This window comes from Streptomyces sp. NPDC006335, from assembly GCF_040612795.1.
Lineage (GTDB): Bacteria > Actinomycetota > Actinomycetes > Streptomycetales > Streptomycetaceae > Streptomyces.
In genome coordinates this window covers 172044-196056 of record NZ_JBEXQX010000001.1, presented here as the reverse complement: position 1 = coordinate 196056, position 24013 = coordinate 172044, and the positions used below count along the sequence as shown (strand labels likewise).

Sequence of the window (24013 nt, the reverse complement as noted above, 5' to 3'; positions counted from 1 at the left end):
CGCCGGGTCCCTCCCAGGAGGGGCCCGGCGTCCAACAGCCTTGTCGCAGGCGGGTGTTACGGCGACGCCGGCGGATACAGCGACCTCGGCAGCTGGGAGGCCGCCGCCGAGTCCAGCAGCCACAGGGTGCGGGCGCGCCCGCGGGCGCCTGCCGCCGGGGCCTGGATCTCGCCCGCGCCGGACAGGGCGATCGCCACGGCCTGTGCCTTGTCCTCACCGGCCGCCAGCAGCCAGACCTCGCGGGCCGCGCGGATGGCCGGGAGCGTCAACGACACCCTCGTCGGCGGGGGCTTCGGCGCCCCGTGGACGCCGACGACCGTGCGCTCGGTCTCCCGCACCGCGGGGAGCTCCGGGAACAGGGACGCCACGTGGGTGTCCGGGCCGACGCCCAGCATCAGGACGTCGAAGGTCGGGACCGCGCCGTGGTTCTCGGGTCCGGCCGCACGGGCCAGCTCCTCGGCGTAGGCAGCCGCCGCGGCCTCCACGTCGTCCCCGTGCGGACCGTCCGACGCGGGCATGGCGTGCACGCGCTTCGGGTCCAGCGGTACGGCGTCCAGCAGGGCCTCGCGGGCCTGCGTGACATTGCGCTCCGGATCGCCCTCGGGCAGGAAGCGCTCGTCGCCCCACCACAGGTCCAGGTGGTTCCAGTCGACGGCGTCCCGGGCGGGCGCCGCGGCCAGGGCGGCCAGCAGGCCGTTGCCGTTGCGGCCGCCGGTGAGGACCACCGACGCCGAGCCCCGGGATGCCTGCGCGTCCACGATCTTGGTGATCAGACGGGCCGCGGCGGCCTGCGCCATCAGCTCCTTGTCGTGGTGCACGACCAGCTGCGGGGTGCTCACTTCGCCGCCTTCCCGTTCCCGGAGAGGCCGGAGGGGACCGGCTTCAGCGATGCCGACGGCGCCGCTTCCTCCCCGGGAGCTTTCGCAGGGCCCTCGACAGGGGCTTCGGAGACGGGTTCTCCTTTGGCGTCGGAACCCTCGCCGTCTTTGGCGTCCGAACTGTCGTCACCTGCCTCCGGAAAGGGCGCCGACGGGTTCAGCCGTTCCACCCCGAACCGCAGCGCGGAGGCGTATGTGTCGTCGGGGTCCAGCCTGCGCAGCTCCTCCGCGATCAGCTCGGCCGTGTCCCGGCGCTTGAGCGCCACCGCACGGTCGGGCTGGCCCTGGATGGAGAGCGTGGCGAGCGAGCCGTCCGCGCGGTCCAGGACGATCGGACCGCTGTCGGTGTGCATGCGGACCGCCGTCAGGCCCGGACCGCTCGACAGCGACCGCTTCACCGGCACGTCCAGCCGGTCCGCCAGCCACATCGCCAGCAGCTCGCAGCTCGGGTTGAACTCCTCGCCCTCCACCTCGACGGCCTCCACCTTGCAGGTGACCTGGTCGAGCGCGGCGGCCAGCATCGAACGCCACGGGGTGATCCGGGTCCACGAGAGGTCGGTGTCGCCCGGGGTGTAGGTGTCGGCGCGCGCCGTCAGCTCGCGCACCGGCTGCTCGGAGGAGTAGGTGTCGGTGACCCGCCGCTGGGCGAGTGCCCCGAGCGGGTCCCCGGCCGGGTCGAGCGGCGCGTCCACCGGCCACCAGACGACGACCGGCGCGTCCGGCAGCAGCAGCGGGAGGACCACCGACTGGGCGTGGTCGACCACATCGCCGTACAGCCGCAGCACCACCGTCTCGCCGGTGCCCGCGTCCGCGCCCACCCGCACCTCGGCGTCGAGGCGGGACTGGGTGCGGTCACGGGGACTGCGCGACACCCGCTTGATGACCACCAGCGTGCGCGAGGGGTGTTCGCGGGACGCGTCGCCCGCGGCCTTGAGGGCGTCGTAGGCGTTCTCCTCGTCCGTGACGATGACCAGGGTGAGCACCATACCGACGGCCGGTGTGCCGATGGCCCGGCGGGCCTTGACAAGCGCCTTGTTGATCTTGCTGGCGGTGGTGTCCGTGAGGTCTGTCTTCATGGCCGGCGCCAGCTCCGTCCCTCTCGTGCGAGCATGTCGTCCGCCTCGACCGGGCCCCAGGTACCGGAGGGGTACTGGGCGGGCTTGCCGTGCGTGTCCCAGTACTCCTCGATCGGGTCGAGGATCTTCCAGGACAGCTCGACCTCCTCCGTGCGGGGGAAGAGGTTGGAGTCGCCGAGCAGGACGTCGAGGATCAGGCGCTCGTACGCCTCGGGCGAGGACTCCGTGAACGACTCGCCGTAGGCGAAGTCCATGGACACGTCCCGGATCTCCATCGAGGTGCCCGGCACCTTGGAGCCGAAGCGGACGGTGACGCCCTCGTCGGGCTGGACGCGGATGACGATCGCGTTGGAGCCGAGCTCCTCGGTGGCCGTCGTGTCGAAGGGGGAGTGCGGGGCCCGCTGGAAGACCACCGCGATCTCGGTGACCCGGCGGCCCAGACGCTTGCCGGTGCGCAGGTAGAAGGGGACGCCCGCCCAGCGGCGGTTGTCGATCTCCACCTTGATGGCCGCGTACGTGTCGGTCTTGGACTGGGGGTCGATGCCGTCCTCTTCGAGGTAGCCGACCGCCTTCGCGCCGCCCTGCCAGCCGGCCGCGTACTGGCCGCGCACGGTGTCCCGGCCCAGGTCCTTCGGCAGCTTCACCGCGCCGAGCACCTTGGTCTTCTCCGCGGCCAGCGCGTCCGCGTCGAAGGAGGCGGGCTCCTCCATGGCGGTCAGGGCCAGCAGTTGGAGCAGGTGGTTCTGGATGACGTCACGGGCGGCGCCGATGCCGTCGTAGTACCCGGCCCGGCCGCCGATGCCGATGTCCTCGGCCATCGTGATCTGCACGTGGTCCACGAAGGACCGGTTCCAGATCGGCTCGAACATCGTGTTGGCGAAGCGCAGCGCCAGGATGTTCTGGACGGTCTCCTTGCCCAGGTAGTGGTCGATGCGGAACACCTGGTCCGGGGCAAAGACCTCCTCGACGGTCGCGTTGAGCTCCTCGGCGGACTTGAGGTCGTGACCGAAGGGCTTCTCGATGACCGCGCGCCGCCAGGAGCCGCTCGACTGGTCGGCCAGCCGGTGCTTCTTCAGCTGCTGGATGACCACGGGGAAGGCGGACGGCGGCACGGACAGGTAGAAGGCGAAGTTGCCGCCGGTGCCCTGTGCCTTGTCGAGTTCGTCGATGGTGTCGCGCAGCCGCTCGAACGAGTCGTCGTCGTCGAAGGTGCCCTGGACGAAGCGCATCCCCTGGATGAGCTGCTGCCAGACCTCCTCGCGGAACGGCGTCCGGGCGTGTTCCTTCACGGCGTCGTGGACGACTTCCGCGAAGTCCTCGTTCTCCCAGTCCCGCCGGGCGAAGCCGACCAGTGAGAAGCCCGGCGGCAGCAGACCCCGGTTCGCGAGGTCGTACACGGCGGGCATGAGCTTCTTTCGTGACAAATCGCCCGTGACGCCGAAGATGACCAGGCCCGACGGCCCCGCGATACGCGGGAGCCGTCGGTCGGCAGGGTCACGCAGCGGATTGCTGCTCGACAAGATCTCAGCCCTTCGAGGGGGCGAGGCGCTGAAGCTCCGCCTCGGTCGACTTGAGCAGGTCGTTCCAGGACGCCTCGAACTTCTCGACGCCCTCGTCCTCAAGGAGCTGCACGACCTCGTCGTACGAGATCCCGAGCTTCTCGAGCGCGTCGAGGTCGGCGCGCGCCTGCTCGTAGGTGCCCGCGACGGCGTCGCCGCGGATCTCGCCCTGCTCCTCGGTGGCGAACAGGGTCGCCTCCGGCATGGTGTTCACCGTGTTCGGCGCGACCAGTTCCTCGACGTACATGGTCTTCTTGTACGCGGGGTCCTTGACGCCGGTCGAGGCCCACAGCGGACGCTGCTTGTTCGCGCCCGCGTTCTCCAGCTTCGCCCAGCGCTCGCCCGAGAAGACCTCCTCGTACGCCTGGTAGGCCAGACGCGCGTTGGCCACGCCGGCCTTGCCGCGGGCGGCCTTGGCCTCGTCGGTGCCGAGCGCGTCGATGCGCTTGTCGATCTCGGTGTCCACGCGGGACACGAAGAAGGACGCCACGGAGTGGATCTTCGACAGGTCCAGACCCCGCTCCTTGGCCTTCTCCAGGCCGGCCAGGTAGGCGTCCATGACCAGGCGGTAGCGCTCCAGCGAGAAGATCAGCGTGACGTTGACGCTGATCCCGAGGCCGATGACCTCGGTGATCGCCGGGATGCCCGCCTGGGTGGCGGGAATCTTGATGAGGGTGTTGGGGCGGTCGACGAGCCAGGCGAGCTGCTTGGCCTCGGCGACGGTCGCCTTGAGGTTGTGCGCCAGGCGCGGGTCGACCTCGATGGACACCCGGCCGTCCTGGCCGTTCGTCGCGTCGAAGACCGGGCGCAGGATGTCGGCGGCGTCCCGGACGTCCGCCGTCGTGATCATGCGGATGGCCTCTTCGACGGAGACCTTGCGGAAGGCCAGGTCCGAGAGCTGCTGGTCGTAGCCGTCGCCCTCGGAGATCGCCTTCTGGAAGATCGAGGGGTTGGTGGTGACGCCCACGACGTGCTGCTGGTCGATCAGCTCGGCGAGGTTGCCGGACGTGATCCGCTTGCGCGACAGGTCGTCCAGCCAGATCGCGACGCCTTCCTCGGAGAGGCGCTTGAGTGCGTCTGTCATGGAATTACATCTCCTACGTGTCGTATGTGAGCGTCAGCGCTGGGCGGCGGCGAGAGATTCCCGCGCCTTGGCGGCCACGTTCTCGCCGGTGAAACCGAACTCCTGGAAGAGGACCTTGCCGTCCGCGGAAGCACCGAAGTGCTCCAGGGAAACGATGCGGCCGGCGTCCCCGACGTACTTGTGCCAGGTGAGACCGATACCCGCCTCGACCGCGACACGGGCCCTCACGGACGGGGGCAGGACGCTGTCCCGGTACCCCTGGTCCTGCTCCTCGAACCACTCCACGCACGGCATGGAGACGACTCGGGTCGGCACACCGTCGGCCTGGAGCTGCTCACGCGCCTCGACGGCCACGTGCACCTCGGAACCGGTGGCGATGAGGATGACCTCCGGCTCACCGCCCTCGGCCTCGAACAGGACGTAACCGCCCTTGACCGCGTCCTCGTTGCCCTCGTACGTCGGCACGCCCTGACGGGTCAGCGCGAGGCCGTGCGGGGCGCCCTTGCCGAACTCCTTCGTCCAGCGCGTGAGGATCTCGCGCCAGGCGATCGCGGTCTCGTTGGCGTCCGCGGGGCGGACCACGTTCAGGCCGGGGATCGCGCGCAGCGAGGCCAGGTGCTCGACCGGCTGGTGGGTCGGGCCGTCCTCGCCGAGGCCGATGGAGTCGTGCGTCCACACGTACGTCACCGGCAGGTGCATCAACGCCGAGAGCCGGACGGCGTTGCGCATGTAGTCGGAGAAGACGAGGAACGTGCCACCGTAGATACGGGTGTTGCCGTGCAGCGCGATGCCGTTCATCTCCGCGGCCATGGAGTGCTCGCGGATGCCGAAGTGGATCGTGCGGCCGTACGGGTCCGCCTCCGGCAGCGGGTTGTCCGCCGGGAGGAACGAGGAGTTCTTGTCGATCGTCGTGTTGTTCGAGCCCGCGAGGTCGGCGGAGCCGCCCCACAGCTCGGGGATCACGGCGCCGAGCGACTGGAGCACCTTGCCGGACGCGGCACGGGTGGCGACACCCTTGCCGGGCTCGAAGACGGGAATCGCCGACTCCCAGTCCTTGGGCAGCTCACCCGCGGCGACACGCTCGAACTCGGCCGCGCGCTCGGGGTTGTTGTTGCGCCACTCCTGGAAGGACTTCTCCCACTCGGCCCTGGCCTGACGCCCGCGCTCCAGCGCCTGGCGGGTGTGGCCGATGACCTCGTCGGAGACCTCGAAGGACTGCTCCGGGTCGAAGCCCAGCACCCGCTTGGTCGCCGCGACCTCGTCGTCGCCGAGCGCCGAGCCGTGCGCGGCCTCGGTGTTCTGGGCGTTCGGGGCGGGCCAGGCGATGATCGAGCGCATCGCGATGAAGGACGGCTTGTCCGTGACGGCCTTGGCCTTCTGGACGGCGTCGTAGATCGCGACCGGGTCGAGGTCGCCGTTGGCCTGCGGCTCGACACGCTGGACGTGCCAGCCGTACGCCTCGTACCGCTTGACGGTGTCCTCGGAGACGGCCGTCTCGGTGTCGCCCTCGATCGAGATGTGGTTGTCGTCCCACAGCAGGATCAGGTTGCCGAGCTTCTGGTGGCCGGCCATCGAGGACGCCTCGGCGGAGATTCCCTCCTGGAGGCAGCCGTCACCGGCGATGGCGAACACGAAGTGGTCGAAGGGCGAGGTGCCCTCCGGAGCCTCCGGGTCGAACAGACCGCGCTCGTAGCGGGCGGCCATCGCCATGCCGACGGCGTTGGCGACACCCTGGCCGAGGGGACCGGTGGTGGTCTCCACGCCCTTGGTGTGGCCGTACTCCGGGTGACCGGGGGTCTTCGAGCCCCAGGTGCGGAAGGCCTTGAGGTCGTCCAGCTCCAGGCCGAAACCGGCCAGGTAGAGCTGGGTGTAGAGGGTCAGGGACGAATGGCCGGCGGACAGCACGAAGCGGTCGCGCCCGACCCAGTCGGGGTCGGCCGGGTCGTGCCGCATCACCTTCTGGAAGAGGGTGTAGGCGGCGGGAGCCAGGCTCATCGCCGTACCGGGATGGCCGTTACCGACCTTCTGTACGGCGTCGGCGGCCAGGACGCGGGCGGTGTCGACGGCCCGCTGGTCCAACTCGGTCCACTCGAGGTCTGTGGTGGTCGGCTTGGTGCTCACCCTGGGTCAGGGCTCCTCTCCACATGTCACGCATGTCGAAATGCCGGTGCACGGGACGCCCGGCCGTTGTCGAGCCTACCCCCGCAAGTACGTGCGTTTTTTCGAGTCATTCCAGACTGCCGGGCCCCACGGGGATCCGCCTCCCGACCGGGTCGGACCGGCACTTGGCAAGTGAATACGCAGCCGCTCGTCCGAGTGCTCAACCGAGTGGGAACGAGCTCTTCCGGGACCCTCCTCGGACACGACCCGACCCCCGCGAATGTCGGGGTATGGGCAACGTCTACAGTGGCGTGGTACGCGCGAGCCTTTACCGGGACTTCACACGGGTCAGGCTTGCTGGGATGTCTCTGTAGGGGTGTGCGTGACGGCCGTCGAATCCCGTCCAGCCGGAGTGCTGGGGGAGAGCAAGAGCTCGAGTCACCGGCCGTTCGGGGCCCGTGTCAAGGCATTCGTGGCGCTGACCAAGCCCCGGATCATCGAGCTGCTGCTGATCACCACCGTTCCGGTGATGTTCCTGGCGCAGCAGGGCGTGCCGGACCTGAAGTTGGTCCTGCTCACCTGCGTCGGCGGCTACCTGTCCGCGGGCGGCGCCAACGCGCTCAACATGTACATCGACCGCGACATCGACGCGCTCATGGACCGCACCTCGCAGCGCCCCCTGGTGACCGGCATGGTGTCGCCGCGCGAGTGCCTGGCCTTCGGCATCACGCTGGCGGTGGTGTCGACACTGCTGTTCGGCCTCACCGTCAACTGGCTGAGCGCCTGGCTCTCCCTCGGCGCGCTCCTCTTCTACGTCGTCGTCTACACGATGATCCTCAAGCGCCGTACCTCGCAGAACATCGTGTGGGGCGGCATCGCCGGCTGTCTGCCGGTACTGATCGGCTGGTCATCGGTCACGAACTCCATGTCGTGGGCGCCGGTCGTGCTCTTCCTCGTCATGTTCTTCTGGACGCCGCCGCACTACTGGCCGCTGTCCATGAAGGTCCGCGAGGACTACGCGCGCGTGGGCGTGCCGATGCTGCCGGTGGTCGCCTCCAACAAGGTGGTCGCCAAACAGATCGTCATCTACAGCTGGGTGATGGTCGCGGTCTCGCTGCTGCTCACACCGCTCGGCTACACCGGCTGGTTCTACACGGCGGTCGCGCTGCTCGCCGGCGGCTTCTGGCTGTGGGAGGCGCACGGCCTCCAGAACCGGGCCAAGGCCGAGGTGACGGGCGCGAAGCTCAAGGAGATGCGGCTGTTCCACTGGTCGATCACCTATGTGTCGATCCTCTTCCTCGCGGTGGCGGTCGACCCCTTCCTGAGGTAAGGGTCACGTCGCCGTCCCCTCTACCCGTCGGTAGCATCCTGGTCATGGCAGACACGCAGCAGGTTGACGCGAAGGCCGAGCGCAAGGTCGCCCGGCTCGCCAAGCAGATCAGCGCCTTCTCCAAGGAGCACGGCGGCGCCGAGGGCCAACTCGCCTACATCGGCGAGCGCGGCACCCGGATCGTCCTCGTCGGCGAGGACGGCGGCTGGGGCGACCTGGTGGCCCCCTCGCACGAGATCGCCGAGAAGGCCGTCGAGAAGTCCGGCATCACCGTTCACGAGGAGTTCGACGGCGAGTTCGCCGCGAAGGTCAAGACCGGGCCGTACGAGTGGAGCCGGATGGCGGGCATCCAGGTCGGCGGACCGAGCAACGGCTGATCCGCCGTGCCCCGCAAGGGGCGCGGGGAACGGCGCGATCAGCCACGACGGACCCGCGGTCGCGCGAAGCCCCGTGTCGTTCCCACGGCGGCGAAAGGGCTCGACCCGCGGAGCGTTTCGCACGGGGTGTGCGACACCAACACCTGACACCCGGTTCACCCGTTAGGACCTGTGAGCAGCGACACGGTCCAGAACACGGGGAGCCCGGATGATCGAAACGCCGTCCCTGGTGGACCAGTACTGCCACGGCGTACTGAGGACGGAGCTGGGTCTCGGCACCTTCGAGGCCCAGCTCGCCCGCACCGAGGGCCCGCCCGCCCCCGGGACCACCCTGTTCGACACCCAGACGGGCTTCGCCGTACGACGCTGGTGCCCGCCGCTGCTCGGACTCGAACCGCACTGTCCGCCCGCCCGCTATCTGGCCCGGCGCCGTGAGCTGGGCGTGCTGGAAGCCGGCCGCAGGCTGCTGCGCGGCAGCGGGATCACGACCTACCTGGTGGACACCGGGCTGCCCGGCAACCTCACCGGACCCACCGAGCTGGCCTCCGCGGCGGCCGCCGAGGCCCGCGAGATCGTGCGCCTGGAACTCCTCGCCGAACAGGTCGCCGACACCTCCGGCACCGTCGAGTCCTTCCTCGCCAACCTCGCCGAGTCGGTGCACGGAGCCGCCGCGAACGCGGTCGCCTTCACCTCCGTGGCGGGCGTACGGCACGGACTCGCGCTCGCGCCCGAGCCGCCGGGGCCCGGAGAGGTGCGGGGCGCGGCGGGCCGCTGGCTGGCGCGCCGCCGGGTGGGCGGCGAGCTGTCCGACCCCGTTCTCCTGCGGCATCTGCTGTGGATCGCGGCCGCCTCGGGCCTGCCGCTGCAACTGCACGCCGGGCTCGGTGAACCCGGCCTGCGCATCGACCGCACGGACCCCGTCCTGCTCACCGACTTCGTGCGGGCCACCGCGGGGCTCGGCACCGACCTCGTCCTGCTGCACAGCTACCCGTACCACCGGCACGCCGCCCATCTCGCCGGTGTCTTCCCGCACGTCTACGCCGACTCCGGCGCCGCCCTCGTCCGCACCGGCGCCCGCGCGGCGACCGTCCTCGCGGAGATCCTGGAACTGGCCCCCTTCGGCAAGATCGTCTTCTCCAGCGGGGCGCACAGCCTGCCCGAACTGCATGTGGTGGGCGCCCGCCTGTTCCGCGAGGCGCTGGCCCGGGTGCTGGGCGGCTGGGTCGCCGAGGGATCCTGGTCGCTGGCGGACGCACAACGGGTGGCCGGGCTGATCGCGGCGGGCAACGCGCGCAGGGTGTACGGGCTGGACTGAGCTGTACAGGATGGGCGCATGCAGACCGACGCCTTACTGGACCGCTTCCTCACCGCACTGGCCCCGCTCGCCCCCGTCGCCGTCTGGGCCCACGGCTCGCTGGCCGGCGGCGACTACCAGGAGGGCCGCAGCGACCTGGACCTGATCGCCGTACTCCCCTCGATCACGCCCCGTACGGTGTGGCGGCTGGCGAAGCTGCACGCGCGGCTGCGGGCCGAGCCGTTGTCCGGGCGGCTGCACTGCACCTACCTGACGCCGTCGGCCGACCTGGGCAGCCGCCACCTCACCTGGGCCCACGAGGAGCTGTTCAAGCGGCCGGTCTCGCCGGTGACCCGGCGCGAACTGCACGCCTTCGGGCGGGTGCTGCACGGGAAGCAGCCCGCGGACCTGCTGCCGGCGGTCTCGGACCGGGATCTGGCCGACTTCGTGGTCCGCGACCAGCGTGACTTCTGGCGGCCGGCCCTCGACAACGCCGCGCTGTGGGAGCGGGACGTGTGGGTCGACCTGGGGCTGCTGACGTTCGCCCGCGCGACCGCGACCCTGCGCGAGGGCCGACTGATCTCGAAGGGTGAGGCACTGGAACTGCTGCCCCGGCTGGGGGCGCCCGTGGAGCTCGTCGAGGACGTCCGGGGGCGCCGCTACGGCGATCCCGGGCCCGCCCTCGAGGACAGGGCGGCGCTGACGCGCGGCTACCTGGGCCCGGCGATCGACGAACTCGTGGCGGCGTACTGAGCCGGCACCTCGGGCTGCTCGCCCTCGGGCCGCTCCCGCAGGGCCAGCAGGACGCGCAGCACGCCGATCCACACCAGGGCCGAGCCGAGCATGTGCACGCCGACCAGGAACTCCGGCAGGTCGGTGAAGTACTGGACGTAACCGATGACGCCCTGGGAGAGGAGGACCAGGAAGAGGTCCCGGGTGCGGTGCAGGGGGCTCTTGGGGGCGTCGACCGCCTTGAGGATGAACCACAGGGCGAAGGTCAGCGACACCACGATCCAGGCCAGGACCGCGTGCACCTTGCTGACGGTCTCCCAGTCCAGCGGCATCCGCTCGACCTCGCTGGAGTCACCGGCGTGCGGCCCGGCGCCGGTCACGACGGTGCCGACCAGGATCAGCAGGGCGGCGGCCGCGACCATGAACCACACGAGCTGCTGCACCGGCTTGCCGACCAGCGGGCGCGGTGCAGTGTCGCCCTCACGGGTGCGCTGCCACATCACGGCGGCGACGGTGATCAGGGCCGTCGTCGCCACGAAGTGGGCGGCGACCGTGTACGGGTTGAGACCCACCAGGACGACGATCCCGCCGAGGATCGCGTTGCTCATCACGATCCAGAACTGCGCCCACCCCAGCCGGGTCAGGCTGCGCCGGTACGGCTTCTCGGAGCGCGCGGCGATGATCGCCCACCCGACGGCGGCGCACAGCACGTAGGTGAGCATCCGGTTGCCGAACTCGATGGCACCGTGGAAGCCCATCGCGCTGGTCGCGGTCAGCGAGTCGTCCGTGCACTTGGGCCAGGTGGGGCACCCGAGTCCCGACCCGGTCAGCCGCACCGCCCCGCCGGTGACCACGATGACCACCGCCATGACGAGCGCGGAGAGAGCCGCCCGTTGAACCGTCCGGGGGGTCGGGGTCCAGCGTGCGGCGATGAAGGCGAGCGGGTTGCGGACGGCCGCTACGGCGTCGGCGCGGGTCAGGTTCGGCACGCCTTCCATCGTAGGGGGCCGCTTGTGCACGCGTTCACGAGGGCCCCTCCTCCCGCCTATTCCCAGCGGAAGAAGCATCCGGCCGCGGCCAGGAGCGCCACCGCCCACCCCGCCAGGAGGCCCAGGTCGCCCCACGGCACCCCGGCGCCGTGCTGGAGCACGTCCCGCAGGCCGTCCGACAGGGCGGTGATCGGGAGCAGGCCGAGCACGTCCTGCGTGCTCCGGGAGAACTGGTCCAGGGGGATGATGATGCCGCCGCCGACCAGGAGGAGCAGGAAGACCAGGTTGGCCGCGGCCAGCGTGGCTTCCGCCTTCAGGGTGCCGGCCATGAGGAGGCCGAGGCCCGAGAAGGCCGCCGTGCCGAGGACCAGGAGCAGGAGGACGGCGAAGGGGTTGCCGTGCGGGGACCAGCCCAGCGCGAAGGCGATCACCGTCAGGAGGATCACTTGGAGGACCTCCGTCACCAGGACCGACGCCGTCTTCGCCGTCATCAGGCCCCAGCGGGGGAGCGGGGAGGAGGCCAGGCGCTTCAGGACGCCGTAGCGGCGTTCGAAGCCGGTAGCGATCGCCTGGCCCGTGAAGGCCGTCGACATGACCGCGAGGGCCAGGACGCCGGGTGTGAGGAAGTCCACCGCCTTGCTCGCGCCCGTGTCGATGATGTCCACCGAGCTGAACAGGACCAGCACCAGGGTCGGGATCACCACCGTCAGCAACAGCTGCTCGCCGTTGCGCAGGAGCATCTTCGTCTCCAGCACGGCCTGGGTGGCGATCATGCGGCCCAGGGGTGCCGCCCCCGGCTTCGGGGTGTACGTACCGGTGGCGGTCACGCGCGCAGCTCCTTGCCCGTGAGCTCCAGAAAAACGTCTTCCAGGGTGTGTCGTTCCACCGAGATCTTCTCCGGCATCACGCCGTGCTGGGCGCACCAGGACGTCACCGTCGCCAGCAGTTGCGGGTTCACCTTGCCGACCACCCGGTAGGAGCCGGGGGTCAGTTCCGCCGCCGTGCAGTCGGCGGGGAGGGCCTTCAGGAGGGACCCCACGTCGAGCCCGGGACGGCCCGTGAAGCGCAGGGTGTTCTCCGCGCCGCCCCGGCACAGCTCCTCAGGGGTGCCCTGGGCGATGACCCGGCCGCCGTCGATGATCGCCACGTCGTCGGCGAGCTGCTCGGCCTCGTCCATGTAGTGCGTGGTCAGGACGACCGAGACGCCGTCGGCGCGCAGGTCGCGGACCAGGTCCCAGGTCGCGCGGCGGGCCTGCGGGTCGAGCCCGGCGGTCGGCTCGTCCAGGAACACCAGTTCCGGGCGGCCCACGACGGCCATGGCGAGCGCCAGGCGCTGCTGTTGGCCGCCCGACAGCCTGCGGTACGTCGTCCTGCCGCAGCTCTCCAGGCCCAGGCGCTCGATCAGCGCGTCCACGTCGAGCGGGTGCGCGTGCAGCTTCGCCATGTGGCGCAGCATCTCGTCGGCCCGGGCGCCCGAGTACACGCCCCCGGACTGGAGCATCACGCCGATCCTCGGATGCAGCTCACGGGCCTGGCGCACCGGGTCGAGGCCCAGGACCCGTACCGTGCCGGAGTCCGGCTTCCGGTAGCCCTCGCAGGTCTCCACCGTCGTCGTCTTGCCGGCGCCGTTGGGCCCGAGCACTGCGGTCACGCCCGGCCGGGTCACCAGGTCGAGGCCGTCCACGGCGGTCTTCGTGCCGTACCGCTTCACCAGGGCGTGGACCTGGACCACGGGCTCACTTCGCATGGGCCCGAGTCTAGGTTCGGCGCCCGGGCCGCAGACGGGCGGGTGCAGGATCTCCACCCGGATCTCCACCCAGCGCGTGCACGGGGGTGTCCTCCCGCGACCGGTGCAGCGCCAGCCAGCGCTCCGCGTATCGCACGGCGTCCGCCACCGGGAACAGCCGGGCGTCGGCGGCGCCCACCTTTCCCCGTACGACGACGCCGCTGTCCCGTTCGAAGTCGTGGCCCAGTTCGTCGAAGCGGTCCGAGGTGATCGAGACCTCCGTCACCACCTCCCAGCCGTCCGGAGCCGGGCGGCCGACCCTCACCAGCGGGGTCGGGACCCGGTACTCGGCGAGATGGAAGCTCGTGCAGGTGTCGTAGCCGGCGCCGAGGAGCAGCACGCGCGCGTGGAGGGCCTCCAGCCTGGCCAGGGGGCTGCGCTCGCCCAGGCGGCAGTCGGGGGCGTGACCGTCCAGCACCGCACGCGCGCGCGGGCCGATCGCCGCGAAGGAGGTCTGCGGGTGGGCGCTGCGCAGGGCGCCGGGCCAGGTGCGGACGGTCTCCGGGATCACGCCGACCCCGCGCGAGGGCGTGACGAGGGGGTCGTAGGCGGGCATGGTCGCCCGGATCGTCTCCCACCAGTCCTCGGGCACGGGCGGGTTGCTCCACACCGCCGGGTCCGAGAGGTCACCGGTCTGGGTGGGGACCACGAGGGTGCCGTCCGGGCCGAGGGCGTCCAGGAGCCCCTGGACCACGGCGACCGGGCCTCCGCAGACCCAGCCGAGGGCGCTCAGGGAGGAGTGCACGAGCAGGATCTCGCCGCTTCTGACACCGAGCTCGCGCAGCTGTCCGGTGAGGGTGTCCCGAGTGACAAGTGGGCCGGTGGGAGGTGGTGTCGGCATGGTTCGGGAGTGTCCCTGACAGGGCGGCCGAATGCCACCGGTTTGATCGATCAAAGATCGTTTCCCCAGGTCAGGTTAGGTGTGCCTAAGTGACGCAGGGCACCGTCCGTCGGAGCGGACGCGGCTTGCCCGGTCCTGAGGAATTACGCAACAATGGCGTTGTGAAAAACGTCGGCGAGGTTCGGGAGACCCCCACGGGGGCCCCTCAGGAGGAGCTCGCGACCGGTGAGCGGTCCACCCGCAACCGCGTCGCGCGATCCATCCTGGACCACGGCCCGTCGACCGTCGCCGAGCTGGCCGGACGGCTGGGGCTCACCCAGGCGGCCGTACGACGTCATCTGGACGCGCTGGTGGCCGACGAGGTCGTCGAGGCGCGGGAGCAGCGGGTCTACGGCGCGCGGACGCGCGGCCGCCCCGCCAAGGTCTTCGCGCTCACCGACTGCGGCCGGGACGCCTTCGACCAGTCGTACGACAAGCTCGCCGCGGACGCGCTGAACTTCATCCGTGAGCGCTTCGGCGGGGACGAGGCGGTCGTCGCCTTCGCGCGCGCGAGGATCGCCGCACAGGCCGAGCAGTACCGCGAGGCCGTCGAGTCCGCCGCCCCCGAGGAGCGCACCGAAGCCCTGGCCAAGGCGCTGAGCGCGGACGGGTACGCTGCTACGGCGCGGAGCGCACCGGTCGGCGAGCAGCTCTGCCAGCACCACTGCCCGGTGGCCCATGTCGCGGAGAAGTTCCCGCAGCTGTGCGACGCCGAGACGGAGATCTTCTCCCAACTCCTCGGCACGCACGTCCAGCGACTTGCGACCATCGCGCACGGCGACGGCGTCTGTACGACGTTCATCCCCAAGATTTCCCACATGTCTCATAACGCATCTGCAAGCACGGCCGGGAGGAACCCCGCATGACTCTCCCCACGGAGACTGCCCACCCCGAGCTCGAGGGCCTGGGCAAGTACGAATACGGCTGGGCCGACTCCGACACGGCCGGCGCTTCCGCGCGGCGCGGTATCAACGAGGACGTCGTCCGCGACATCTCCGCGAAGAAGAACGAGCCGGAGTGGATGACCAAGCTCCGCCTCAAGGGTCTGCGCCTGTTCGACAAGAAGCCCATGCCCAACTGGGGTTCGGACCTCTCCGGCATCGACTTCGACAACATCAAGTACTTCGTGCGCTCCACGGAGAAGCAGGCGGAGTCCTGGGAGGACCTGCCCGAGGACATCAAGAACACGTACGACAAGCTCGGCATCCCCGAGGCGGAGAAGCAGCGCCTCGTCGCCGGTGTCGCGGCCCAGTACGAGTCCGAGGTCGTCTACCACCAGATCCGTGAGGACCTGGAGGAGCAGGGCGTCATCTTCCTGGACACCGACACCGCTCTCAAGGAGCACCCGGAGCTCTTCAAGGAGTACTTCGGCACCGTCATCCCGGTCGGCGACAACAAGTTCGCGTCGCTGAACACCGCGGTGTGGTCCGGCGGCTCCTTCATCTACGTGCCGAAGGGCGTGCACGTGGAGATCCCGCTCCAGGCCTACTTCCGTATCAACACGGAGAACATGGGCCAGTTCGAGCGGACGCTGATCATCGTCGACGAGGACGCCTACGTCCACTACGTCGAGGGTTGTACGGCCCCGATCTACAAGTCGGACTCCCTGCACTCCGCGGTCGTCGAGATCATCGTGAAGAAGGGCGCCCGCTGCCGTTACACGACCATCCAGAACTGGTCGAACAACGTCTACAACCTGGTCACCAAGCGCGCCGTGGCGTACGAGGGCGCGACCATGGAGTGGATCGACGGCAACATCGGCTCCAAGGTCACCATGAAGTACCCGGCCGTCTACCTGATGGGCGAGCACGCCAAGGGCGAGACCCTGTCCATCGCCTTCGCGGGCGAGGGCCAGCACCAGGACGCCGGCTCCAAGATGGTCCACATGGCGCCGAACACCTCCTCCAACATCGTCTCCAAGTCGGTGGCGCGCGGTGGCGGTCGTACGTCCTACCGCGGTCTCGTCGAGATCGGCGAGGGCGCGCACGGCTCGAAGTCCAACGTGCTGTGCGACGCGCTGCTCGTCGACACCATCTCCCGCTCCGACACGTACCCCTACGTGGACGTCCGCGAGGACGACGTGTCCATGGGCCACGAGGCGACCGTCTCCAAGGTCTCCGAGGACCAGCTCTTCTACCTGATGAGCCGTGGTCTGAGCGAGTTCGAGGCGATGGCCATGATCGTGCGCGGCTTCGTCGAGCCCATCGCGAAGGAGCTGCCCATGGAGTACGCGCTGGAACTCAACCGGCTGATCGAGCTCCAGATGGAAGGCGCGGTCGGCTAGGCAACGGCCGCCCCCATCAAGTCACTTACGTAGGAAGAGAGCAGACCGACAGCCATGGCTGAGGCTCAGAACATCCCCGTGGGGTCCACCACCGCGGGCCAGATCGCGGTGGCCGCCGAGTCGACCGTCGCCACGCGCATGAGCGCGCCCCCGTCCTTCGACGTCGCGGACTTCCCGGTCCCGCACGGCCGCGAGGAGGAGTGGCGGTTCACCCCGCTGGAGCGCCTGCGCGGGCTGCACGACGGCACCGCGGTCGCCACCGGCGCCGGCGTGACGGTGGACGTGCAGGCCCCCGAGGGCGTCACCGTCGAGACCGTCGGCCGTGACGACGCCCGGATCGGCAAGGCGGGCACCCCGGTGGACCGCATCGCCGCCCAGGCGTACTCGGCGTTCGAGAAGGCCGGCGTGGTCACCGTCCCCAAGGAGACGGTGCTCACCGAGCCGATCCGTATCGCCGTGCACGGCGAGGGCGGCACCCGCTTCGGCCACCAGGTGATCGAGCTGGGCGCCTTCGCCGAGGCCGTCGTCGTCATCGACCACACCGGTGACGCGGTGCTCGCCGCCAACGTCGACTACATCCTGGGCGACGGCGCCAAGCTGACCGTCGTCTCCGTCCAGGACTGGGACGACAAGGCCGTGCACGTGGCCCAGCACAACGCGCTGATCGGCCGGGACGCGTCCTTCAAGTCGGTCGTCGTCACCTTCGGCGGCGACCTCGTACGGCTGCACCCGCGCGTGTCCTACGCCGGCACCGGCGGCGAGGCCGAGCTGTTCGGGCTGTACTTCACGGACCAGGGTCAGCACCAGGAGCACCGCCTCCTGGTCGACCACAACACCCCGCACTGCAAGTCCAACGTCGTCTACAAGGGCGCGCTCCAGGGCGACGGCGCGCACGCGGTGTGGATCGGTGACGTGCTCATCGAGGCCAAGGCCGAGGGCACGGACACCTACGAGATGAACCGCAACCTCGTGCTCACCGACGGCGCCCGGGTCGACTCCGTGCCGAACCTGGAGATCGAGACCGGCGAGATCGTCGGAGCGGGACACGCCTCGGCGACCGGCCGCTTCGACGACGAGCAGCTCTTCTACCTGATGGCCCGTGGCATCCCGGCCGACGAGGCCCGGCGTCTGGTCGTCCGCGGCTTCTTCGCCGAGCTGGTCCAGCAGATCGGTGTCGACGACATCGAGGAGCGCCTGCTCGTGAAGATCGACGAGGAGCTGGAGGCCACGGTCTGATGGCTTTCCTACGCGCCTGTGGGCTGAGCGAGCTGGAGGAGGACACCCCGAAGCGGGTGGAACTCGACGGCACGCCGGTCTCGGTCGTGCGGACCGAGGGTGAGGTGTTCGCCATCCACGACATCTGCTCCCACGCCAACGTCTCGCTCTCCGAGGGCGAGGTGGAGGACTGCCAGATCGAGTGCTGGCTGCACGGCTCCAGCTTCGACCTGCGCACCGGCAAACCGTCCGGCCTTCCCGCGACGCGCCCCGTCCCCGTATACCCCGTAAAGATCGAAGGGGACGATGTGCTCGTCTCCCTTTCCCAGGAGTCCTGAGGCACCCATGGCAACGCTTGAAATCCGAGACCTGCACGTCACCGTCGAGGCCGACAACGCCACGAAGGAGATCCTCAAGGGTGTCGACCTGACCGTGAAGCAGGGCGAGACGCACGCCATCATGGGCCCCAACGGCTCCGGCAAGTCGACGCTCGCCTACTCCCTCGCGGGTCACCCGAAGTACACGATCACCGGCGGCACCGTCACCCTCGACGGCGAGGACGTCCTGGAGATGGAGGTCGACGAGCGCGCCCGCGCCGGCCTGTTCCTCGCGATGCAGTACCCGGTCGAGATCCCGGGCGTGTCCGTGTCGAACTTCCTGCGCACCTCCGCCACCGCCATCCGTGGCGAGGCCCCCAAGCTGCGCACCTGGGTGAAGGAGGTCAAGGAGACCATGGAGCGTCTCCACATGGACTCCTCCTTCGCCGAGCGCAACGTCAACGAGGGCTTCTCCGGCGGTGAGAAGAAGCGCCACGAGATCCTCCAGCTCGAACTGCTCAAGCCGAAGATCGCGATCCTCGACGAGACCGACTCCGGTCTCGACGTCGACGCCCTTCGCGTCGTCTCCGAGGGCGTCAACCGCGTCCGCGAGACCGGTGAGGTCGGCACCCTGCTGATCACGCACTACACGCGCATCCTGCGCTACATCAAGCCCGACTTCGTCCACGTCTTCTCCGGTGGCCGGATCGTCGAGTCCGGCGGCGCCGAGCTCGCCGACAAGCTGGAGAACGAGGGCTACGAGGCCTACACGAAGGGTGGCGTATCCGCGTGACACAGTTGCCGGGCCTCCTCGACACCGAGGCGATCCGCAAGGACTTCCCGATCCTGGACCGCCTGGTCCACGACGACCGGAAGCTCGTCTACCTGGACAACGCGGCGACCTCGCAGAAGCCGCGCCAGGTACTGGACGCCCTGAGCGAGTACTACGAGCGCTACAACGCCAACGTCCACCGCGGTGTGCATGTGCTCGCGGAGGAGGCCACGGCGCTGTACGAGGGCGCGCGCGACAAGGTCGCCGAGTTCATCAACGCGCCCTCGCGCAACGAGGTGATCTTCACCAAGAACGCCTCCGAGTCGCTCAACCTCGTGGCGAACATGCTGGGCTGGGCCGACGAGCCCTACCGCGTGGACTCCGAGACCGAGATCGTCATCACGGAGATGGAGCACCACTCCAACATCGTGCCGTGGCAGCTGCTCGCGCAGCGCACGGGCGCGAAGCTGAAGTGGTTCGGGCTGACCGACGACGGCCGGCTCGACCTCTCCAACATCGACGAGGTCATCAACGAGAAGACGAAGATCGTCTCCTTCGTGCTGGTCTCCAACATCCTGGGCACGGTCAACCCGGTCGAGGCGATCGTCCGCAGGGCGCAGGAAGTCGGCGCGCTGGTCTGCATCGACGCCTCCCAGGCCGCCCCGCACATGCCGCTGGACGTGCAGGCGCTCCAGGCCGACTTCGTGGCCTTCACCGGCCACAAGATGTGCGGTCCGACGGGCATCGGCGTGCTGTGGGGCCGGCAGGAACTCCTGGAGGACCTGCCCCCGTTCCTCGGCGGCGGCGAGATGATCGAGACCGTGTCGATGCACTCGTCGACGTACGCTCCCGCCCCGCACAAGTTCGAGGCGGGCACCCCCCCGATCGCGCAGGCGGTCGGTCTGGGCGCGGCGATCGACTACCTGAACTCGATCGGCATGGACAAGATCCTCGCCCATGAGCACGCGATCACCGAGTACGCGGTGAAGCGCCTCACGGAGGTCCCGGATCTCAGGATCATCGGCCCGGCCACGGCCGAGGACCGGGGCGCGGCGATCTCCTTCACGCTCGGTGACATCCACCCGCACGACGTGGGCCAGGTCCTCGACGAGCAGGGCATCGCGGTCCGGGTCGGCCACCACTGCGCGCGGCCGGTCTGCCTGCGGTACGGAATTCCCGCGACCACGCGAGCGTCGTTCTATCTGTACTCCACTCCGGCCGAGATCGACGCACTGGTCGAGGGCCTGGAGCACGTACGGAACTTCTTCGGCTGACGGGAACGGGCTATCGCATGAAGCTGGACTCGATGTACCAGGAAGTCATCCTGGACCACTACAAGCACCCGCACGGGCGTGGTCTTCGGGATGGCGACGCCGAGGTGCACCACGTGAACCCGACGTGCGGCGACGAGATCACCCTCCGCGTGAAGTACGACGGCACGAGGATCGAGGACGTCTCGTACGAGGGCCAGGGCTGCTCGATCAGCCAGGCCAGCGCGTCCGTGCTGAACGATCTGCTGGTGGGCAAGGACCTGTCGGACGCGCAGCGGATCCAGGAGACCTTCCTGGAGCTGATGCAGTCCAAGGGCAGGATCGAGCCCGACGACGCGATGGAGGAGGTGCTGGAGGACGCGGTCGCGTTCGCCGGTGTCTCCAAGTACCCGGCCCGGGTCAAGTGCGCCCTCCTGAGCTGGATGGCGTGGAAGGACGCGACGGCCCAGGCGATGGACGCCGGAGCCGACGCCGAAAGGAAGACGGCATGAGCGAGACCGTTGAGATGAAGCCGGCCTCGGAGGAAGAGGTCCGCGAGGCGCTGTACGACGTCGTCGACCCCGAGCTGGGCATCGACGTCGTCAACCTGGGCCTGATCTACGGCATCCACATCGACGACGCGAACATCGCGACCCTCGACATGACCCTGACCTCGGCGGCCTGCCCGCTGACGGACGTCATCGAGGACCAGGCCAAGTCCGCCACGGACGGCCTCGTCAGCGAACTGCGCATCAACTGGGTCTGGATGCCGCCGTGGGGACCGGACAAGATCACGGACGACGGACGTGAGCAGCTCCGGGCGCTCGGGTTCAACGTCTGAGAGACGTGTAGGTGGGAAAGCGGCGGCACCTTCCGGGTGCCGCCGCTTTCGCGTGCCCGGGCGCGGCTCAGGCCAGTCCGCCCACGAGCTGGAACGACGCGTCCGACAGGAACTGCGAGCTGTACTCGAAGCGTTCCAGACGGACCACGAAGTTCTGGTGGCGGAGGAAGTAGCCGGGGTAGTTGACCGACTCCAGCATCGTGGCGCCGGAGGAGTAGGGGGCGTCGCGGGGGCAGAAGGTGGCGTCCTGCCGGAAGAGGGGCGAGCCGTCGTCGCGCTCGGCGCGCAGGACGAAGTTGCGGTGGCGCAGGTACGTGCCGTCGTGGGTGACGAAGGAGTGACACGAGGCGTTCGCCAGGCCCTTGACCTGCTTGAAGGTGGAGTCCTCGCGGGATTCCGAGCCGCGGACGGGGTCCAGGCCCACATAGCCGTCGTCCACGTGCCAGTAGCGGTCGGGGTAGTTGACCGAGCGGATCGAACGGTAGGTCGCGGAAGGCTTCGGCTTCGCCGAACCGCCCTTGGACGCCGTCGACTTGGGCGGCTTCGGTGTCGCCGTGACCGTGACGGTGGGGTCGGCGCCCTGCTGCCGGGGGCCCTGGGGAGTGGGGGACACCGACGAGAGGCCGCTGTCGCCCTGCGGCGGGACGGTCGTCGCGGGCTGCGAGGAGAAGGAGATCAGACCGGATCCCTCGGCCCGCGCGGTTTTTGACGGCTCGTCGGCTTCGTGGTCCGTAGCGGCGATCGCCGCGACACAGGCGATGATCGTGGCCACCGCCAGCGCCCCGGCCAGATAGAGGCGGCGGGTGCCGGGTGTGCGGGAGGTGTCCAACGTCCAGCCGTTCTCCCAGGGGCGGTCCTGGGGCGGCCGGGACTTGTCTGCGGGCATGCGCTGTTCCTCCGGCGCGGCGCGAGGCGACGTGCCGTTTCTGTGGTGGCGCGGTATGTGAATGGTGAACCACAAGTGGCTCCGGGGGAACACTAGTGGTTACCGGTGTTCCCCAGCAGCCCTTTGAACCGGCTGGTTTCCACTTTTCCTCTCGCACGGTGACGGCAGTGTGGCGGTGTGGTCACCTCTGCGCCGCTTGTCCTGGCCCCCGGTCGGCGGCTGCCGCCGGAGCGGGCCGTTATGTACGCTTGTACACATGGGATACCTGCTGCTCGCCGGAGCCATCGCCGCCGAGGTCGGAGCGACCACGGCCATGAAGTACACCGAGGGCTTCAGCAGGCTCGGACCCTCGCTGCTGACCGTGCTCGGATACGTCCTCTCCTTCCTGCTGCTCGCCCAGACGCTGAAGACGGTGTCGGTCGGCACCGCCTACGCGATCTGGGCCGGGGTGGGCACCGCGGCCATCGTCGCGATCGGCATGGTCTTCCTCGGGGAGTCGATGACCGTCACCAAGGCCGCCGGGATCGCGCTGATCATCGTGGGCGTCGTGGTCCTGAACCTGGGCGGGGCGCACTGATGGCCCGCAGACACGACCCCGAGCGCCGGCAGCGGATCATCGACGCGGCCATCCGGGTCGTGGGGGAGAAGGGGCTCGCGGGGCTCAGCCACCGCAGCGCGGCCGCCGAGGCCGACGTACCGCTCGGCTCGACGACGTACCACTTCAACAGCCTCGACGAGCTGATGGTCGCCGCGCTGCGCCAGGCCAGCGAGGGCTTCGCCAAGGCGGTCGCCGCGCACGGCGCCCTGGACGACCCCGGCGGTGATCTGGCCGCCGGCCTCGCCCGCGTGCTCGGCGACTGGCTCGGCGGCGACCGCACCGGCGTCGAGCTGGAGTACGAGCTCTACCTCGCCGCCCTGCGCCGCCCGGCCCTGCGCCCCGTCGCCGCCGAATGGGCCGACGAGCTCGCCGAACGCCTGGCCCGGCGCACGGACCCGGTCACGGCACGGGCGCTGGTCGCGCTGATGGACGGGATCTGTCTCCAGGTGCTGCTGACGGGGGCGCCGTACGACGAGGGGTACGCGCGGGAGGTGCTGGGGCGGGTGATTGCGTGAGGGGCGCGGGCGGGGTGCTGAGGATGGGGCGCGCGGTCGGTGTGCGCATGTGCCCCCGAACCCGTGGCACGGGGGAGTGCGGGCCGCCCACCACCCGAGACGCCCCGCGCACGGGTTCGCGTCCCGCGCCCCGGGCCGGTTAGGTTTCCCCCATGACCGACACGACTGCCCCGCGCACCACCGGCGCCATCGCCGCAGGCCTCGCCACCGTCGCCGCCGACGGCACCGTTCTCGACACCTGGTTCCCCGCTCCCGAACTGTCCGCCGAGCCCGGCCCGGCCGGCACCGAGCGGCTCTTGGCCGACAGGGCCGTGGAACTGCTCGGCGAAGGCGCCGCCAAGGCGATCGGCCCGGACGCCCGCCGTGGCGTCGAGGTGATCGCGGTCCGCACGGTCATCGCCTCCCTCGACGACAAGCCGCTCGACACGCACGACGCCTACCTGCGGCTGCACCTGCTCTCGCACCGCTTGGTCCGGCCCCACGGCCAGAGCCTGGACGGCATCTTCGGCCTCCTGCCCAACGTCGCCTGGACCTCGCTCGGCCCGGTCGCCGTCGACGAGATCGAGAAGGTGCGCCTCAACGCCCGCGCCGAGGGACTGCACCTCGCCGTGACGAGCGTCGACAAGTTCCCGCGCATGACGGACTACGTCGCCCCCAAGGGCGTCCGCATCGCCGACGCCGACCGGGTCCGCCTCGGCGCGCACCTGGCCGCGGGCACCACCGTGATGCACGAGGGCTTCGTCAACTTCAACGCGGGCACGCTCGGCACGTCGATGGTCGAGGGCCGTATCTCCGCGGGTGTCGTGATCGGCGACGGCTCGGACATCGGCGGCGGCGCCTCCACCATGGGCACGCTCTCCGGCGGCGGCAACGTCCGCATCACCATCGGCGAGCGCTGCCTGATCGGCGCCGAGGCGGGCGTCGGCATCGCGCTCGGCGACGAGTGCGTCGTCGAGGCCGGTCTCTACGTCACCGCGGGCACCCGGGTCACCATGCCCGACGGCCAGATCGTCAAGGCCCGAGAGCTGAGCGGCGCCTCGAACATCCTCTTCCGCCGCAACTCGGTCACCGGCACGGTCGAGGCCCGCCCGAACAACGCGGTCTGGGGCGGCCTCAACGACGTCCTGCACAGCCACAACTGAGCCCACGAAGATCACGTACGGGTTGCTCGGCGTGACCTCGGGGTCGTTTCGGCAGATGAACGGGTGGACGCAGAGTCCGATCAGACGCCGAAACGACGAACGAGGGGT

25 protein-coding genes are annotated in these 24013 nt (G+C 69.9%); 15 read left to right on the top strand and 10 right to left on the bottom strand.

Annotated elements, in window-relative coordinates; genetic code table 11:
* Positions 1–56: 56 nt before the first annotated feature.
* Genes pgl through tkt form a run of 5 tightly spaced genes read right to left on the bottom strand, consistent with a single transcriptional unit; the run spans position 57 to position 6718 of the window.
* On the bottom strand, positions 57–839 hold the full coding sequence (pgl, locus tag ABZ098_RS00955; protein ID WP_356585899.1) for a 6-phosphogluconolactonase: 783 nt from the start codon (positions 837–839) through the stop codon (positions 57–59).
* Entirely contained in the window at positions 836–1954 is a 1119-nt protein-coding gene (opcA, locus tag ABZ098_RS00950; RefSeq protein WP_356585897.1) for a glucose-6-phosphate dehydrogenase assembly protein OpcA, read from the bottom strand. The genes pgl and opcA overlap by 4 nt, the downstream gene beginning before the upstream one ends.
* A complete protein-coding gene (zwf, locus tag ABZ098_RS00945) occupies positions 1951–3474 on the bottom strand; it encodes a glucose-6-phosphate dehydrogenase (RefSeq protein WP_356585895.1) in 1524 nt (507 codons plus the stop codon). Before zwf ends, opcA begins: the two co-directional genes overlap by 4 nt.
* Before the next feature lie 4 nt (positions 3475–3478).
* Positions 3479–4597: a transaldolase gene (gene tal, locus ABZ098_RS00940; protein ID WP_356585893.1), complete on the bottom strand. Its 1119-nt coding sequence runs from the start codon at positions 4595–4597 to the stop codon at positions 3479–3481.
* Between the two features lie 33 nt (positions 4598–4630).
* A complete protein-coding gene (tkt, locus tag ABZ098_RS00935) occupies positions 4631–6718 on the bottom strand; it encodes a transketolase (protein WP_356585891.1) in 2088 nt (695 codons plus the stop codon).
* Positions 6719–7073: 355 nt separating this feature from the next.
* Between tkt and ABZ098_RS00930 the strand changes: the two genes are divergently transcribed.
* The 4 genes from ABZ098_RS00930 (at position 7074) to ABZ098_RS00915 (ending at position 10451) form a co-directional block, all read left to right on the top strand.
* Positions 7074–8027, top strand: coding sequence for a heme o synthase (locus ABZ098_RS00930; RefSeq protein ID WP_356585889.1), 954 nt, complete (start codon positions 7074–7076; stop codon positions 8025–8027).
* Between the two features lie 44 nt (positions 8028–8071).
* The gene (locus ABZ098_RS00925; protein ID WP_356585887.1) at positions 8072–8404 is read left to right on the top strand and encodes a hypothetical protein; all 333 of its coding nucleotides are present in this window, start codon (positions 8072–8074) and stop codon (positions 8402–8404) included.
* Positions 8405–8612: 208 nt separating this feature from the next.
* Positions 8613–9719 (top strand): amidohydrolase family protein, encoded by a 1107-nt coding sequence (locus ABZ098_RS00920; RefSeq protein WP_356585885.1) that lies wholly within the window; start codon positions 8613–8615, stop codon positions 9717–9719.
* An 18-nt stretch (positions 9720–9737) separates the two neighbouring features.
* Positions 9738–10451 carry a nucleotidyltransferase domain-containing protein gene (locus tag ABZ098_RS00915; protein WP_356585883.1) on the top strand — a complete coding sequence of 238 codons (714 nt, stop codon included), beginning with the start codon at positions 9738–9740 and terminating at the stop codon, positions 10449–10451.
* On the opposite strand, the gene ABZ098_RS00910 is transcribed toward ABZ098_RS00915, so the two are convergent.
* From ABZ098_RS00910 to ABZ098_RS00895, 4 genes are read right to left on the bottom strand one after another with little or no spacing between them, the layout of a single operon-like run.
* Positions 10409–11428, bottom strand: coding sequence for a COX15/CtaA family protein (locus ABZ098_RS00910; RefSeq protein ID WP_356585881.1), 1020 nt, complete (start codon positions 11426–11428; stop codon positions 10409–10411). The two genes, ABZ098_RS00915 and ABZ098_RS00910, sit on opposite strands and share 43 nt — an antisense overlap.
* Before the next feature lie 47 nt (positions 11429–11475).
* Positions 11476–12246: an ABC transporter permease gene (locus ABZ098_RS00905; protein WP_356585879.1), complete on the bottom strand. Its 771-nt coding sequence runs from the start codon at positions 12244–12246 to the stop codon at positions 11476–11478.
* Positions 12243–13166: an ABC transporter ATP-binding protein gene (locus ABZ098_RS00900; protein WP_356585877.1), complete on the bottom strand. Its 924-nt coding sequence runs from the start codon at positions 13164–13166 to the stop codon at positions 12243–12245. Before ABZ098_RS00900 ends, ABZ098_RS00905 begins: the two co-directional genes overlap by 4 nt.
* A 10-nt stretch (positions 13167–13176) precedes the next feature.
* Entirely contained in the window at positions 13177–14046 is an 870-nt protein-coding gene (locus tag ABZ098_RS00895) for an AAC(3) family N-acetyltransferase (protein WP_356585875.1), read from the bottom strand.
* Between the two features lie 161 nt (positions 14047–14207).
* Between ABZ098_RS00895 and ABZ098_RS00890 the strand changes: the two genes are divergently transcribed.
* The 8 genes from ABZ098_RS00890 to ABZ098_RS00855 are packed head-to-tail and all read left to right on the top strand — an operon-like array spanning position 14208 to position 20764.
* Positions 14208–14951, top strand: a complete 744-nt coding sequence (locus ABZ098_RS00890) for a metalloregulator ArsR/SmtB family transcription factor (protein WP_356585873.1) — start codon at positions 14208–14210, stop codon at positions 14949–14951.
* Positions 14948–16369, top strand: coding sequence for a Fe-S cluster assembly protein SufB (gene sufB, locus ABZ098_RS00885; RefSeq protein WP_125190079.1), 1422 nt, complete (start codon positions 14948–14950; stop codon positions 16367–16369). The genes ABZ098_RS00890 and sufB overlap by 4 nt, the downstream gene beginning before the upstream one ends.
* A gap of 54 nt (positions 16370–16423) precedes the next feature.
* Entirely contained in the window at positions 16424–17605 is a 1182-nt protein-coding gene (gene sufD, locus ABZ098_RS00880; RefSeq protein ID WP_356585871.1) for a Fe-S cluster assembly protein SufD, read from the top strand.
* Positions 17605–17922, top strand: coding sequence for a non-heme iron oxygenase ferredoxin subunit (locus tag ABZ098_RS00875; RefSeq protein WP_356585869.1), 318 nt, complete (start codon positions 17605–17607; stop codon positions 17920–17922). The genes sufD and ABZ098_RS00875 overlap by 1 nt, the downstream gene beginning before the upstream one ends.
* A gap of 7 nt (positions 17923–17929) precedes the next feature.
* On the top strand, positions 17930–18694 hold the full coding sequence (gene sufC, locus ABZ098_RS00870; RefSeq protein WP_356585867.1) for a Fe-S cluster assembly ATPase SufC: 765 nt from the start codon (positions 17930–17932) through the stop codon (positions 18692–18694).
* Entirely contained in the window at positions 18691–19947 is a 1257-nt protein-coding gene (locus tag ABZ098_RS00865) for a cysteine desulfurase (protein WP_356585865.1), read from the top strand. The genes sufC and ABZ098_RS00865 overlap by 4 nt, the downstream gene beginning before the upstream one ends.
* Before the next feature lie 17 nt (positions 19948–19964).
* The gene (gene sufU, locus ABZ098_RS00860) at positions 19965–20435 is read left to right on the top strand and encodes a Fe-S cluster assembly sulfur transfer protein SufU (protein WP_356585863.1); all 471 of its coding nucleotides are present in this window, start codon (positions 19965–19967) and stop codon (positions 20433–20435) included.
* Positions 20432–20764, top strand: a complete 333-nt coding sequence (locus ABZ098_RS00855; RefSeq protein WP_028809645.1) for a metal-sulfur cluster assembly factor — start codon at positions 20432–20434, stop codon at positions 20762–20764. The genes sufU and ABZ098_RS00855 overlap by 4 nt, the downstream gene beginning before the upstream one ends.
* 67 nt (positions 20765–20831) lie before the next feature.
* Here ABZ098_RS00855 and ABZ098_RS00850 read toward each other — a convergent pair whose 3' ends face one another.
* The gene (locus ABZ098_RS00850) at positions 20832–21650 is read right to left on the bottom strand and encodes an AbfB domain-containing protein (RefSeq protein ID WP_356585861.1); all 819 of its coding nucleotides are present in this window, start codon (positions 21648–21650) and stop codon (positions 20832–20834) included.
* A gap of 256 nt (positions 21651–21906) precedes the next feature.
* Here ABZ098_RS00850 and ABZ098_RS00845 point away from each other — a divergent pair, with 256 nt between their 5' ends.
* The 3 genes from ABZ098_RS00845 (at position 21907) to dapD (ending at position 23905) form a co-directional block, all read left to right on the top strand.
* Positions 21907–22227: a multidrug efflux SMR transporter gene (locus tag ABZ098_RS00845; protein WP_356585859.1), complete on the top strand. Its 321-nt coding sequence runs from the start codon at positions 21907–21909 to the stop codon at positions 22225–22227.
* Positions 22227–22763 (top strand): TetR family transcriptional regulator, encoded by a 537-nt coding sequence (locus ABZ098_RS00840; RefSeq protein WP_356585857.1) that lies wholly within the window; start codon positions 22227–22229, stop codon positions 22761–22763. The genes ABZ098_RS00845 and ABZ098_RS00840 overlap by 1 nt, the downstream gene beginning before the upstream one ends.
* Positions 22764–22915: 152 nt before the next feature.
* Positions 22916–23905 carry a 2,3,4,5-tetrahydropyridine-2,6-dicarboxylate N-succinyltransferase gene (dapD, locus tag ABZ098_RS00835; RefSeq protein WP_356585855.1) on the top strand — a complete coding sequence of 330 codons (990 nt, stop codon included), beginning with the start codon at positions 22916–22918 and terminating at the stop codon, positions 23903–23905.
* The last annotated feature ends 108 nt before the right edge of the window (positions 23906–24013 follow it).